The organism is Planotetraspora thailandica (assembly GCF_016863335.1).
Classification (GTDB): Bacteria; Actinomycetota; Actinomycetes; order Streptosporangiales; family Streptosporangiaceae; genus Planotetraspora; species Planotetraspora thailandica.
This window is the reverse complement of record NZ_BOOR01000030.1, coordinates 1-13,542: the sequence shown is the minus strand read 5'-3', so window position 1 is coordinate 13,542 and position 13,542 is coordinate 1. Positions and strand designations below refer to the sequence as shown.

The window sequence follows — 13,542 nt, the reverse complement described above, 5'->3', positions numbered from 1 at the left end:
TTCAGGCGCGTTCGATGACCGTGGCGGTCGCGAGCGCGCCACCTGCGCACATCGTGACGAGGGCGGTCGAGGAGTCCGACCGCTCCAGTTCGTGCAGCGCGGTCGTGATCAGCCGCACGCCCGTCGCCCCCACCGGGTGGCCGAGCGCGATCGCGCCGCCGTTCACGTTGACCCGGTCCATCTCGGGCTGGTGCACCGACGCCCACGACAACACGATCGCCGCGAACGCCTCGTTCACCTCGAACCGGTCGATGTCGCCGATCGTCATTCCGGCCTGTCCGAGGACCTTCGTGGTCGCGTCGACCGGCCCGTCGAGGTGGTAGTAGGGCTCGGAGCCGACCAGCGCCTGCGCGCGGATGCGGGCGCGGGGGCGCAGCCCGTGGCGGGCCGCCGCCTCCTCGCTCATCAGCAGGACCGCCGCCGCGCCGTCGGAAACCTGCGACGACGTGCCCGCCGTGTGCGTGCCCGCCTCACCCAGCACGGGACGGAGGCGGGCGAGGCCCTCGGCCGTCGTCTCGCGCAACCCCTGGTCCCTGTCGACCGTACGGCTCTCGCCGGTCGGGGAGCCGTCGGCGCCGAGCACCGGCGCGACCACGGGCAGCACCTCACGGGCGAACCTGCCGGCTGCCCACGCCTCGGCCGCCAGACGCTGCGAGCGTGCGCCGAACGCGTCCAGCCGCTCGCGGGTGAGGCCGCGGCGTCCGGCGATCCGTTCGGCCGCCGTGAACTGGTCGGGCAGGTCGATCGTCCAGTCGTCCGGCCGTGGGTTGGCGGGAAGCACGTTGCTGCCGAGCGGCTGCCGGCTCATGCTCTCGACGCCGCAGGCGATGCCCACCTCGATGACCCCGGCCTGGATCAGCGCCGCGACCAGGTGCACCGCCTGCTGCGACGAGCCGCACTGCGCGTCGACGGTCGTCACGCCCGCCGCGTACGGCAGGCCCGCGTAGAGCCAGGCGTGCCGGCCCACGTGGCCGCCCTGCTCGCCGGCCTGGGTGACGCAGCCGGAGAACACCTGCTCGACGGCCGACGGGTCGATCCCCGACCGGTCGACCAGCCCCTTCATCGCGGCGCCGAGCAGCGCCTGCGGCTTGAGGCCGGCCAGTACGCCGCCTCTCTTCCCGATCGGCGTGCGTACCGCTTCGACGATCACCGGGGTGCCCACGAGACCTCCGCATGTCGCGACTTCGCTCCAGCGGACTGTAACGCGTTCTACTTAGACCGGGAAGGTGGTGAGCGCCCCCGGGCAGCGGCCCGGCCGTACGCAATCCGGGATGATGGCGAAGTTCAGCCGCAATCGAACCTCTACCGCGCGATACGCGCCACGCATCGGAGGACCGTAACCATGCCCGAGCACTCCGACGGCGGCCCCATCGGCCCGGTCGACGCGTCACTCGTGCCGCGATACGGCGGCGCGCCGACGTTCGCGCGCCTGCCGCGCCTCGACCAGGTCGACCATGCCGACGTCGCCCTGCTGGGCGTGCCGTTCGACAGCGGGGTCAGCTACCGCCCGGGCGCGCGGTTCGGGCCGGGGCACATCCGGCAGTCGTCGCGGCTGCTGCGCCCGTTCGACCCGGCGTTACGGGCCGAGCCGTTCGCCGAGCAGCAGGTCGTGGACGCGGGCGATGTGGTCTGCAACCCCTTCGACATCAAGGCGGCGATCGATTCGGTGCACGATGCGGCGCGCGACCTGCTGGCCCGCGGCACGAGGGTCGTGGCGCTCGGCGGCGACCACACGATCGCGCTCGGCATGCTGCGTGCGATGGCCGGGCACCACGGGCCTGTGGCCGTCCTGCATTTCGACGCGCATCTGGACACGTGGGAGACCTACTTCGGCGAGCCGTACACGCACGGCACGCCGTTCCGTCGCGCGGCTGAGGAAGGGCTGCTCGACGAGCGCCGCTGCGCCCACGTGGGCATTCGTGGCCCGCTGTACAGCGCGCTCGACCTCGAGAAGGACGAGCAACTCGGCTTCCGGGTGTTCTCGGCCGACGACGTCGAAGCGCACGGCGCGGCGAACGTGGCCCGCGGTGTGCGTGAGCGGCTCGGCGGCGGCCCGGTCTACATCTCGATCGACATCGACGTGCTCGACCCCGCGCACGCGCCGGGGACCGGTACCCCGGAGATCGGCGGTCTGAGCTCCCGCGAGCTGCAGGTCATTTTGCGCGCGCTGGCAGGCCTGCGCATCGTCGGCGCCGACGTGGTCGAGGTGTCGCCGGCCTACGACCACGCCGAGATCTCCGGCATCGCGGCGGCCAACGTCGCCTACACGCTGCTGTCCCTGCTGGCGGTCGGCTCGCGGCCGGCCGGTTGAGCGACTTTCCGGGGGGACCCCGGCCTCAGCCGGTCAGGGCGCGGTGATCGCGTCCATGGAGTAATTCCTCGCCGGACGCTTCGTCGCGCTCAGAAGTCGGCGAAGAGCCGGTCGGCGGCGATCTCGATCCTGCGCTGCACCTGGTCGTAGGTCCTGCGGCCACGCAACATCTCGAGCAGTTCCTGCACCCAGACCCCCGACAACGAGCCGGCCAGCGCGTACTGCTCCTCGGTGGCGCTCTCCAGGGTGAGGCCTTCTCCGGCGACGCGCAGGAGCAGCCCGGCCATGCGGTCGCCGAACGGCGTGTCCACCTCGGCCATGATGAGCGACCGGATCAGGGCGTCGGCGAGCTCGGGCTCGCGCATCAGCCCGCGGGTGGCGCGCATCAGGATGTCGACGGCCCGGCCCGCCGCCGTGGGCGCGTTGGGCGGGCGGCGCCCGATGCTCCCCTCCAGCGTGTCGATCTCCTCGCTCACCACGGCGACGACGAGATCCATCTTGGACGGGAAGTAGCGGTAGAGCGTGCCGAGGGCGACGCCCGCGCGCTCGGCGACCGTGCGCATCTGCATGGCCTCGACGCCGCCTCGTGAGGCGAGCGCGGCCGCCGCCTGGACGATTCGCTTGCGTCGTTGGTGCTGGTTCCGCGTCCGCACCCCGGGCGCGGGAGAGATCGGATGGCTGTCCACGCCGGATGCCCCTTCTGACTGCGGCGCCGGGGCATCCGCGCCAACATGCGAAATGCGCATAGGAACACGTTATCTGAATCCCTGCCCACCCCTATGGTTACTCCACGGTCACAAGTGATCCCCGCATCCATGCGTTTCGTGCTCCGCGCGCACGTCACGGCCGGTCGAAGCGGCTCGCTATGGACACAGATTAGAATCTGTTCTAGTTTGCGGTTCTGCCGGTGTTTCCAGATCTCGCCACCACCTCCTGGAGAACTAGTGGACTTCAATCTGGACGAGACCCAGGCGGAGCTGCGCACGCTGGCATCCGGCGTGCTCGGCCGCGAAGCCGCCCCCGCGCGGATCGAGGCGCATGAAAAAAGCGGCCGGCCGTACGACGCGGGCGCCTGGAAGGCGCTGGCGCAGGCCGGGCTGCTGGGCGCGTGCCTGCCTGAGGAGGCCGGTGGAGCAGGGCTCGGTGCGGCCGAGATGGCGGTCATCCTGCGCGAGGCCGGAGCGCACGTCGCCCCCGTCCCTGTGCTGCCGAGCCTGGTCACCGCGCTGGTCGTCGCGCGGTACGGCACCGCCGCCCAGCGGGAGGCGCTCACGCCCCTGGCCGATGGGGAGGCGGTGCTCACGTTCGGCCCGCGTGAGCCGGGCGCCGGCCTTTCCGAACCGCCGACGGCCGTCGCGAGCGGCGGCAGGATCACCGGCCGCATGAGCCTGGTCGCCTACGCGGCTCAGGCGGCGAAGATCCTCGTCCCGGCCCAGGTCGAAGGAGCCGGCGTGGGCCTCTTCCTCGTCGAACCGGAGGCTGTGGCCGTACAGGACATGCCGCTCTCGACCGGAGAGCCCGGCGCGGTGATCACCCTGGACGGCTCGCCGGGGGAGGCGGTGGGGGAGCCCGACGGCACGGCGTGGGAGGCGCTGCGGCTCCACACACTCGCGGGCGTCACCGCCACCGCATCGGGTGTGCTGGCGGGCGCGCTCAACCTGACCACCGAATACATCAGGACGCGACGGCAGTTCGACCGGGTGCTGGCCGAGTTCCAGGCGGTGACCATGCAGATCGCCGACGTCTACATCGCGGGCAGGGCGCTGGACGTCGCCATGTGGTCGGGCGCCTGGCGGCTCGCCGAAGGGCTGCCCGCCGAAGAAGACCTGGCGATCGCGGCCTACCACGCCGCCGGTCCCGCGCTGGAGGCGCTCTACACCTGCCAGCACCTGCACGGCGGCATCGGCCTCGACGTGACCTATCCGCTGCACCGGTATTTCGCCTGGGGCAAGAACGCCGCCCACCTGCTCGGCGGCGAGCAGGCCCAGCTCGACCTGATCGGAGCGCTGGTCTGATGTACATCGACTTGACCCCCGAGCAGCGCAGGCTCCGCGACGAGCTGCGGGAGTACTTCGCGGCATGCCTCACCGCCGAGGACCGTACGAAGATCGCGCGGGATCCGTTCGGCGAGGCGTACATGGAGCACTGCCGAAGGCTCGGCAGGGACGGCAAGCTCGGTCTCGGCTGGCCGAAGGAGTACGGCGGAGGCGGATACGGCCCGCTCGAGCAGCAGATCTTCGCCAACGAGATCGCCCGGGCCGAGGTGCCGTACCCCATCATCACGCTCCAGACCGTGGGGCCCACCCTCATGCAGTACGGCACGGCCGAGCAGAAGGAGTTCTTCCTGCCGCGGATCCTCGCCGGCGACTGCCACTTCGCGATCGGCTACAGCGAACCCGGCGCCGGGACCGACCTCGCCTCGCTGCGGACGAGCGCGGTGCGGGACGGCGACGACTACGTCGTGAACGGGCAGAAGATCTTCACGTCGGGGGCGCACCACGCCCAGTACATCTGGCTGGCGGCACGCACCGACCCCGACGCCAAGAAGCACCGGGGCATCACGATGATGATCGTGGACTGCGCCGACCCCGGCTTCTCCTGGACGCCGATCGTCACCATGGACGGACGGCACCACACGAACTCGACGTACTACTCCGACGTGCGCGTCCCGGCGACCATGGTCGTGGGCGAGGTGAACAAGGGCTGGGACCTGATCGTCAACCAGCTCAACCACGAGCGGGTGACCCTGGGACCTGCGGGCAACATCGCGCACACCTACCTGAGGTTCGCCGCCTGGGCGAAGGGCAAGTCGGGCCGCGACGGCAAACCGCTGTTCGCCAACCCCGAGGTGCGGCGGGCCATCGCCAGGGTCTACGCATACTTCCGGACGAACGAACTGCTCAACTGGCAGGTCGCCGCGAACATGGACCTCGGCTGGCTGGGGGCGCCCGACGCCTCCGCCACCAAGATCTACGGCTCTGAGCGCATGCAGGACGTCGGCCGGATCGTGGGCGAGACGCTGGCGAGATTCGGCGACCCGGGCGACGAGGAGACCCGGGAGCTGATCGACCGCCTGGACCGCGGCGTCAAGGGCGCCATCGTGCTCACCTTCGGCGGAGGGGTCAACGAGGTCCAGCGCGAGCTCATCGCCATGCTCGGCCTCCAGCTCCCCAAACCGCCGCGCTGAGGCAGCTGTCTGGGATGACCCGGTTGGGAGACGGCGTTTGAGATGGAGGGTCGATGACCGACGAGCGGGACCACCTCATGGCGGTCGCGGGCAAGGCGATCGCGGCGGGCGAAGGCCCACGGATCGCCGCGCCTCTCCCGGTGAACGCCGCCACGATCAGCCACTGGACCGAGGCGATGGGAGAGCGCAACCCGCTGTACGCCGGTCCGGACGCCGTCGCGCCCCCCGCGATGATCCAGGTGTGGTCGATGGAGGGGCTGAACCGCGACCCCGACCGCCGGGTGCGGCTCCCGGTGGACGACGTCTTCGAGGCCCTCGACGAGGCCGGGTTCACCGGAGTGGTCGCCACCAATTGCGAGCACACCTATCACCGCTACCTCGACCTGGGGGAGGAGCTGACATCCGGCACCCGGCTGACGGACATCGCCGGGCCCAAGCGCACCGCCCTCGGCGACGGCTATTTCGTCACGTGGAACGTCACCTGGTACGCGGGCGACGAGCCCGTGGCGGAGATGATGTTCCGCCTGCTGAAGTTCCGCCCGAAGACCTCCGCCACCGCCGCGGACGAGTCTCGGAACGTGGGTGCTGAGGCGGCGCGAGAGCCGTACCCTCTGCGGCCCGCCGTGAACAGGGACACCGCCTTCTTCTGGGACGGCGTGCGCGAAGGCGAGCTGCGAATCCAGAAATGCGGTGACTGCGGGATCTTGAGACACCCTCCCGGGCCGGTCTGCCCCACCTGCCGGTCGACCCGGCGGACGCATGCCGTGGCGAGCGGTTCGGGCACGGTCTACAGCTATGTGGTGCACCACAATCCGCCGGTGCCCGGGCTGCGCACCCCCTTCGTGGTCGCGGTGGTGGAGGTGCCGGAAGGAGTGCGGCTGGTGGGAAATATCGTGCGATGCGCCACTGAGGACGTCTATGTCGGCATGCCGGTTCGGGTGACATATCAGCAGATGGATGACGAGCTCACGCTGCCGATGTGGATTCCGGTGGAGGCGTGATGAGGGTCGTCGCCGGGGCCGAGCTGCCACCTCTCGCGATCGAGCTCACGCCCACCGTCGTCATCTCGACCGCGATCGCGACCAGGGATTTCACGCCGGTCCACCACGATCCCGCGATCGCCCGTGCGCAGGGTTCGGCGGACATCTTCTTGAACATCCTGACGACGATGGGTCTGGTCGAGAGGTACGTGAGCGACTGGGCCGGCCCGTCGGCGCGGTTTCGCGGCCTGAAGGTGAAGCTGGGCGTCCCTGCCTATGCGGGGGACACCCTGACCTTCTCGGGCACGGTGGCCTCGGTCACGGAGTCGGAGACCCTCATCGAGGTGATCGGCCGCGTGAGTCTCGGCCCCCATGTGACCGCCCAGGCCACCCTCACCCCCGTGGCCTTGGGATGATCATGCAGCAGCCTTGGGGAACAACCCTTGAGATGATCATGCACCAAGCCTTGGGCAGTAACCCTTGGGGTGATCATGCGCCAAGCCTTGGGGTGATCATGCAGAAGTTCGGGCGCCGACCCCTCAACCAGCGCAAACCCTGGGCGTGATCATGCAGAAGTTCGGAGACTTGGCCGTGACCTGCGGCGACTCCACTCGTGATCATGCAGAAGTTCGGGATCAACTTCGCTGACCTGCACCGGCAATGTTCGTGATCATGCAGAAGGAGGGCTCCCATGGGCTCCCTGTCCCGTCGTACGGCTGTCGCGGGCATCGGCGCGACCGAATTCTCGAAGAACTCCGGCCGCTCGGAACTCCAGCTGGCCGCTGAGGCGGTCTTCGCGGCGCTTGACGACGCCGGGCTCTCGCCGTCCGACGTGAGCGGACTGGTCACCTTCACGCAAGACGCCAATCAGGAGATCGCGGTCGCCCGTGAGGTCGGCATGGGCGACTTGTCGTACTTCTCCAGGGTCGATTACGGCGGGGGCGCCGCATGCGGCACGGTCCTCCAGGCGGCCATGGCGGTGGCGAGCGGCATCGCCGACGTGGTCGTCTGCTATCGCGCGTTCAATGAACGATCGGGCCGGCGCTTCGGGCAACCCGATGCCCGGGTCGGGGGTGAACCGTCGTCTCAGGGGCTCGAAATGAGCTGGCATGTGCCGTATGGGCTGATGACTCCCGCCGCGTGGGTTGCCATGTTCGCGCGTCGCTATATGTACAAATATGGCGCTACATCGGAAGATTTCGGGCGAGTGGCTGTGGCGATGCGGCGGCATGCCTCGACGAATCCCGCGGCCTGGTTCCACCAAAGGCCGATCACACTGCAGGAGCATCAGGCCTCGAAGTGGATTGCGGAACCGCTGCATCTGCTCGACTGCTGCCAGGAGAGCGACGGCGCGGTCGCCCTTGTCGTGACGAGTGTCGAGCGCGCGAGGGATCTCCGGCATTCGCCCGCGGTGATCGCGGCCGCGGCCCAGGGTTCGGGCGCCGGGCAGATGATGATGACCAGTTATTACCGCGACGAAATGGCTGGACTTCCTGAAATGGGAGTGGTCGCACGACAATTGTGGGAAAAATCCGGGCTCGCTCCGTCTGATATTCAGACCGCCATCATTTATGACCATTTCACGCCATTTGTTCTGAGTCAGCTTGAGGAGCTCGGATTCTGTGGTCGCGGAGAGGCGAAGGACTTCATCCGGGACGGCGGTATCGAGATCGACGGCCGTCTGCCGGTCAACCCGAACGGCGGTCAGCTCGGCGAGGCGTACATCCACGGCATGAACGGCATCGCGGAAGCCGTACGGCAGATCCGGGGAAGCTCCGTGAACCAGGTTCAAGGGGTACGGAACGTCGTGGTCACCGCTGGTACGGGTGTCCCCACGAGCGGCCTCATCTTGTCGGAGGCGTGAGCGACCCGACAGTGCATGATCACGGATCGAATCGCCGCAGGTGGAGGCCGTTGATCGCGAAATTCTGCATGATCACGAAACGAGTCTGGCCAGGTCGGCGGACAAGTTCCCGAACTTCTGCATGATCACGGGGAAGGGGGTCAGTGGCCGACGATTCCGGGGAGGGAGAAGAAGACGATCAAAGCGATGGCCACGCAGACCAGGAACCCCACGAGTTCCCACAGCCAGTCGTAGTGACGATCGCCCTTGTTCTTGCGCTTGGCCGGCTTGGCCTTCTTCTCGCGCGGCTTCTGGGGAGCCTCCCGCTCGGCGGTTTCCACCGTTTCGACCGGCACGAGCTGCGCCGGGGCGTCCGCCGCTGCCTCGACCGTCTTCGACGCGCTGGGCGCGTCGGCCGTCACCACATTGGACGCGGCGGCCCGGTCGTCCGCCTCCGGCGGGCGGAAGGCGTCGAAGGTCTCCGCCGATTCGGCGGGCGCGCTCTCAACCGCAGGCTGGGCCGCCGCACGCTTCCTCCGCGGACGGCCCTCGCCGATCGCGTTGAGGATCGACCCCCGCAGCTTGGGCATCGGCTCGGTGGTGGCCTCGTGCTTGGCCCGGCGCCTCGGCGGCTCGGTCGAGGAGATCGGTTGGGTCTGCACGAGGGATGTGTCGGTGGCCTGGTCCGGGTTGCTCAGCGGCAGAGGCCACGTGGGCGTGGTGGGCCATAACTTCTTGGTCGGCAGGTTGATCGAGCCGTCGGCGGCGCGTGGCTCTTCGAGCAGGAGCGCCGACAACACGCGGGCGCGAATCGCGGCGGCCGGTCGGTGCCAGGGCAGCCGGGCGAGGATGTCGGAGGCGGAGGCCACCGCGATCGCGTCGTACACCTCGGCCACGTCGGCGGCGACGAACGGCGCCGACCGGGCGGCGGCGGTCGCGGTCTCGAGTGTCTGGGCGAAACGCCGCAGCGCTCCGTCCGTGAGCTCGCCCGCGGTGTCGGGGGCGATGTCGAGCACGACGGACAACTCCGGTGTGCTCAGACCGCAGACGGCCGACAGCAGGAGCACCTCGCGCTGGTGCGGGCGGATGTCGCGGAAGACCCGCTCGATGAGCGCGGTCGCCGGATCGGCGACGGAGTCGACGGAGGGAAGGGCGTAGCTCACGTCGCGGCGGTAGATCTCGCGGCGGGCCAGCGCGTACAGGAGGGCCCGTGGCGGCGGCTCGCTCGTCGGGACGCCGGTGAACACGGCGACCACGGCGTCGCCCGCGGAGGCGGTCTCGCCGAGCTGGTCGTGGCAGTAGGCGAACAGCCCGACGGCGTGACGCTCGTAGAGCTCGGCGATCAGCTCGCTGCGCGAACGCTGACCGGTGAGCGGGGAGGTCACGACCGGCTCTCCTCTGGGTGCTTAGGTGAGGGGCTGAAGGGATTGGTGAGAACAATCATGCCAACACAACGCCGCTCAGCGCACTATTAGATGCCCTATTGATAGAAATTCGGCTGACGAAATTCCGCTAATTGATCATCTTGGTGAATCACCGGCGGACACGACAGATCGGACGAGGTGCCCGTAGGCTGACGGGCGCGTCACATGACCGGGCGGCATATGGCGGCTGCGACGATGGGAGCGACGGAGGGGCTCGCGGAAGCGGGCCGGAGGAACACCGCCGGAGTCCGGGCTGTTGTCTCGATCGTTCAACCGGCGAAGGGCGAGGTCCCGCGTGATCACATTCGAAGACGTCACCAAGCGCTACCCCGACGGGACCGTGGCGGTGGATCATCTCAGCCTCCAGGCGCCGACCGGGGCGATCACCGTCTTGGTGGGGCCGTCGGGGTGTGGCAAGACGACGTCGCTGCGGATGATCAACCGCATGATCGACGCGACCTCCGGACGCATCCTGCTCGACGACCAGGACGTGCGCGCGATCGACCCTCCCACGTTGCGCAGGGGCATCGGGTACGTCATTCAGCAGGCGGGGCTCTTCCCTCACCGCAAGATCGTCGACAACGTCGCGACCGTGCCGTACCTGCTGGGATGGGACAAGAAGAAGGCCCGCGCACGCGCCATGGAGCTGCTGGAGCTGGTCGGTCTCGACGCGAAGCTGGCGAACCGCTACCCGTTCCAGCTGTCCGGGGGGCAGCAGCAGCGGGTCGGCGTGGCCCGCGCCCTCGCCGCCGACCCGCCGGTGCTGCTCATGGACGAGCCGTTCAGCGCGGTGGACCCCATCGTGCGGGCCAGCCTCCAGGACGAACTGCTCGCCCTCCAGTCCGAGCTGAACAAGACGATCGTCTTCGTCACCCACGACATTGACGAGGCGATCAAGCTGGGCGACGTGGTGGCCGTCCTGCGCGTCGGCGGGCACCTCGCCCAGATGGCCGCTCCGGCGACGCTGCTGAGCGAGCCGGCCGACGACTTCGTCCGCGAGTTCCTCGGCCGCGACCGCGGCATCCGGCGGTTGTCCTTCGTCCCGGCCAAGGGCGTACGGCTCGGCCCCCTGCCCGACGACCTCGTGGTGGACGCCGACGGCCGGCCGCTCGGCTGGCGTTCCGACGGCGGGCTCCTGCCGTACGGAACCTTCAACCCGGAGCGCGACTCGCTGCGCGCGGCGCTGGACGCCGCGCTGCTGTCGCCGAACGGCGCGGCGATCGCGGCCGACGGCGACGGGCGCGCGGTCGGCGTGGTGACGCGCGACGCGCTGGACGACGTGCTCATCCGCTATGCGGAGAAGTCGCTCGAACACGAGCCGGAGCCGGGCGAGCGCGTCGCGGCCGACGACCACGGGCGGGCGGAGCCGTGAACGACGAGCCGCTGATTCGCTGGGACTGGATCGCCAGGAACTGGGACAACGGGGGCCCTTCCGCGATCAAGACTCTGCTGGAGAGTCACGTCGCGATGGCGTTGCTGCCGGTGGTGTTCGGACTGCTCGTGGCGCTGCCGCTCGGGGTCGCGTGCGCGCGATGGCGGTGGCTCTATCAGCCCACGGCAGGGCTGATGAACGTCATCTACTCCTTGCCGTCGCTCGTGTTGTTCTCCATATTCCTGTCGGTCACCGGGCTCACCCAGACGACGGTGATCATTCCGCTCACGTTCTTCACGCTTGCCGTGCTCATCCCCGCCGTGGTCGACGGGCTGGGCGCGGTACCCGACCACGTGCGGCAGTCGGCTGTGGCGATGGGCTTCCGGCCGCTGCGCCGGCTCCTGCAGGTCGAGTTGCCGGTCGCGGTGCCGGTGGTTCTCGGCGGGCTGCGGGTCGCGACGGTCTCCAGCATCAGCCTGGTCAGCGTGGGCGCGCTGATCGGGCAGGGCGGCCTCGGCAACCTCTTCATCGACGGCTGGCAGCGGCAGTTCTACACCCCCATCGTGGTGGGGATCGTGCTCATCGCGGCGCTCGCCGTCCTGTCCGACGGCCTGCTCGTGTTCGCGCAGTGGCTGCTCACCCCGTGGTCGCGGGCGAGGAGGGGAACGGCGTGAACTGGCTGATCGACTTCTTCGGGAACGCGGACAACTGGTCGGGGCCCGACGGAATCCCGGTGCGCATCCTGGAGCACCTCGAGTTCTCCGCCGCGGCGTTCCTCATCGCCGCCGTGATCGCTGTCCCGCTGGGACTTCTGATCGGCCACACCGGTCGCGGCGCGTTTCTCGTCGTGGTCTCCGCCAACACAGCCCGCGCGCTCCCCACGCTCGGCCTGCTCGTGCTGGTCGTGCTGCTCATCGGGGTCGGGACCGTACTGCCGGTGCTGATCCCTCTGATCGTGCTGGCCATCCCGCCGATCCTCGTCAACACGTACGAAGGGGTGCGCGGCATCGACGCCGACCTGCGTGACGCGGCGTACGGCATGGGCCTGCGCGGGCACCAGGTGCTGTTCCAGGTGCTCACCCCGAGCGCGCTTCCGCTGATCCTTCTCGGGTTGCGGCTTTCCGCCATCCAGGTGGTGTCGACCGCCACAGTGGCGGCCTTCGTCGGCTTGGGCGGTCTCGGCCGGTTTATCATCGACGGGCTCGCGACCAAGGCATATTCCGACGTCATCGGGGGAGCGGTGCTCATCGCGCTCCTCGCGCTGGCCGTTCAGTTGGGATTCACGCTGCTCAACCGGGCAGTCGTCTCCCCTGGGGTTCGGCAAGTCCGGTAATCTCCCTTTTACCTCCCGATTTTGAAGGGATTTTTGATGAAACGCATTCTCACCTCCGCGGTGGTCGCCCTGACCGCGGCGTTCACCCTATCCGCGTGCGGAGGCTCCGACCCTCTGTCGACCGCCGCACCCGCCGAGACCCCGGCGACCTCGGTCGGCGCGTCGCCCAAGGTCGTCGTCGGCTCGTTCAACTTCCCCGAGAGCATCCTGCTCGGCTCGATCTACGCACAGGCTCTGCAGGCCAAGGGCATCACCGTCGAGGAGAAGCCCAACATCGGCACGCGCGAGGTCGTCTACGACCAGATCAAGAGCGGCGGCCTGACGGTCGTGCCCGAGTACATCGGCTCGCTGCTGGCGTTCGTGGACAAGACGAGCACGGTCAAGACCAAGGACGACATCGTCTCCGCGCTGGGCAGCAAGCTGCCGTCCGAGTTGCAGGTCCTCACGCCGTCCGAGGCCCAGGACAACAACTCCTTGACGGTCACCAAGGAGACGGCGACCAAGGACAAGCTCACCACGGTCGAGGACCTGGCCAAGGTGTCCAAGAACTACGTCGTGGGCGGGCCGCCGGAGTTCAAGGAACGCCAGGAGCAGAACTTCAAGGACGTCTACGGCATGGAGTTCAAGGAGTGGAAGCCGACCGGCGACACCACCGCTGACGCGATCAAGAGCGGCACGATCCAGGTCGGAAACGTGTTCACCACCGACCCCAAGATCGTGCTGAACGACCTGGTCTCGCTGCAGGACACCAAGAACGCATTCGGCTCCGACAACGTGACGCCCCTCGTGTACAAGGCCGGAGTGAACGACACGGTCACGTCGACGCTCAACGAGGTCTCGGCCAAGCTCACCACGGAGACCTTGCTGTCTTTGATGAAGCGGATCTCGGTCGACAAGGACGACCCGCCCGTGGTCGCCAAGGACTGGCTGACCCAGAACGGCCTCCTCTAACCCCAACCTCGGGTTGATGGCCCCCAACCATGAGAACGGTTGGGGTGCCCAACCTGGGGGTGCTCCCCCCAACCTGGGGGTGCTCCCCCCAACCTGGGGGTGCTCCCCCCAACCTGGGGGTGCTCCCCCCAACCTTGGGGT

At 68.9% G+C, this 13,542-nt stretch carries 13 protein-coding genes; 10 read left to right on the top strand and 3 right to left on the bottom strand.

Features of this window, described 5'->3' with window-relative positions; genetic code table 11:
* Nucleotide 1: 1 nt before the first annotated feature.
* Entirely contained in the window at nt 2-1,162 is a 1,161-nt protein-coding gene (locus tag Pth03_RS20750; RefSeq protein ID WP_203945994.1) for a steroid 3-ketoacyl-CoA thiolase, read from the bottom strand.
* A 180-nt stretch (nt 1,163-1,342) separates the two neighbouring features.
* Here Pth03_RS20750 and speB point away from each other — a divergent pair, with 180 nt between their 5' ends.
* Nucleotides 1,343-2,311, top strand: a complete 969-nt coding sequence (gene speB / locus Pth03_RS20745) for an agmatinase (RefSeq protein WP_203945993.1) — start codon at nt 1,343-1,345, stop codon at nt 2,309-2,311.
* 89 nt (nt 2,312-2,400) lie between these two features.
* Here the strand turns inward: speB and Pth03_RS20740 are convergent, their stop codons facing one another.
* On the bottom strand, nt 2,401-3,057 hold the full coding sequence (locus Pth03_RS20740) for a TetR family transcriptional regulator (protein WP_203945992.1): 657 nt from the start codon (nt 3,055-3,057) through the stop codon (nt 2,401-2,403).
* A 198-nt stretch (nt 3,058-3,255) separates the two neighbouring features.
* Between Pth03_RS20740 and Pth03_RS20735 the strand changes: the two genes are divergently transcribed.
* The 5 genes from Pth03_RS20735 (at nt 3,256) to Pth03_RS20715 (ending at nt 8,342) form a co-directional block, all read left to right on the top strand.
* On the top strand, nt 3,256-4,326 hold the full coding sequence (locus Pth03_RS20735) for an acyl-CoA dehydrogenase family protein (RefSeq protein ID WP_203945991.1): 1,071 nt from the start codon (nt 3,256-3,258) through the stop codon (nt 4,324-4,326).
* On the top strand, nt 4,326-5,498 hold the full coding sequence (locus Pth03_RS20730) for an acyl-CoA dehydrogenase family protein (protein WP_203945990.1): 1,173 nt from the start codon (nt 4,326-4,328) through the stop codon (nt 5,496-5,498). Before Pth03_RS20735 ends, Pth03_RS20730 begins: the two co-directional genes overlap by 1 nt.
* 53 nt (nt 5,499-5,551) lie before the next feature.
* Nucleotides 5,552-6,499 carry a bifunctional MaoC family dehydratase N-terminal/OB-fold nucleic acid binding domain-containing protein gene (locus Pth03_RS20725; RefSeq protein ID WP_203945989.1) on the top strand — a complete coding sequence of 316 codons (948 nt, stop codon included), beginning with the start codon at nt 5,552-5,554 and terminating at the stop codon, nt 6,497-6,499.
* Nucleotides 6,499-6,894, top strand: coding sequence for a MaoC/PaaZ C-terminal domain-containing protein (locus Pth03_RS20720; RefSeq protein WP_203945988.1), 396 nt, complete (start codon nt 6,499-6,501; stop codon nt 6,892-6,894). The genes Pth03_RS20725 and Pth03_RS20720 overlap by 1 nt, the downstream gene beginning before the upstream one ends.
* Before the next feature lie 275 nt (nt 6,895-7,169).
* Nucleotides 7,170-8,342, top strand: a complete 1,173-nt coding sequence (locus Pth03_RS20715; protein WP_203945987.1) for a lipid-transfer protein — start codon at nt 7,170-7,172, stop codon at nt 8,340-8,342.
* 140 nt (nt 8,343-8,482) lie between these two features.
* Here the strand turns inward: Pth03_RS20715 and Pth03_RS20710 are convergent, their stop codons facing one another.
* Complete coding sequence (locus Pth03_RS20710) at nt 8,483-9,706, bottom strand: RNA polymerase sigma factor (protein WP_203945986.1); 1,224 nt, start codon at nt 9,704-9,706, stop codon at nt 8,483-8,485.
* A gap of 334 nt (nt 9,707-10,040) precedes the next feature.
* Here Pth03_RS20710 and Pth03_RS20705 point away from each other — a divergent pair, with 334 nt between their 5' ends.
* The 4 genes from Pth03_RS20705 to Pth03_RS20695 are packed head-to-tail and all read left to right on the top strand — an operon-like array spanning nt 10,041 to nt 13,401.
* Entirely contained in the window at nt 10,041-11,117 is a 1,077-nt protein-coding gene (locus Pth03_RS20705) for an ABC transporter ATP-binding protein (protein WP_203945985.1), read from the top strand.
* On the top strand, nt 11,114-11,791 hold the full coding sequence (locus Pth03_RS41615; protein WP_239119222.1) for an ABC transporter permease: 678 nt from the start codon (nt 11,114-11,116) through the stop codon (nt 11,789-11,791). The genes Pth03_RS20705 and Pth03_RS41615 overlap by 4 nt, the downstream gene beginning before the upstream one ends.
* Complete coding sequence (locus Pth03_RS41610) at nt 11,788-12,450, top strand: ABC transporter permease (RefSeq protein ID WP_239119221.1); 663 nt, start codon at nt 11,788-11,790, stop codon at nt 12,448-12,450. The genes Pth03_RS41615 and Pth03_RS41610 overlap by 4 nt, the downstream gene beginning before the upstream one ends.
* Nucleotides 12,451-12,486: 36 nt before the next feature.
* The gene (locus tag Pth03_RS20695) at nt 12,487-13,401 is read left to right on the top strand and encodes an ABC transporter substrate-binding protein (RefSeq protein ID WP_203945984.1); all 915 of its coding nucleotides are present in this window, start codon (nt 12,487-12,489) and stop codon (nt 13,399-13,401) included.
* Nucleotides 13,402-13,542: the final 141 nt, after the last annotated feature.

Coding starts and splice junctions, on each gene's coding strand:
- Pth03_RS20725 (WP_203945989.1), top strand. CDS start 5,552: ATGACCGACGAGCGGGACCACCTCATGGCGGTCGCGGGCAAGGCGATC.
- speB (WP_203945993.1), top strand. CDS start 1,343: ATGCCCGAGCACTCCGACGGCGGCCCCATCGGCCCGGTCGACGCGTCA.
- Pth03_RS20695 (WP_203945984.1), top strand. CDS start 12,487: ATGAAACGCATTCTCACCTCCGCGGTGGTCGCCCTGACCGCGGCGTTC.
- Pth03_RS20720 (WP_203945988.1), top strand. CDS start 6,499: ATGAGGGTCGTCGCCGGGGCCGAGCTGCCACCTCTCGCGATCGAGCTC.
- Pth03_RS20715 (WP_203945987.1), top strand. CDS start 7,170: ATGGGCTCCCTGTCCCGTCGTACGGCTGTCGCGGGCATCGGCGCGACC.
- Pth03_RS20740 (WP_203945992.1), bottom strand. CDS start 3,057: ATGCGCATTTCGCATGTTGGCGCGGATGCCCCGGCGCCGCAGTCAGAA.
- Pth03_RS20730 (WP_203945990.1), top strand. CDS start 4,326: ATGTACATCGACTTGACCCCCGAGCAGCGCAGGCTCCGCGACGAGCTG.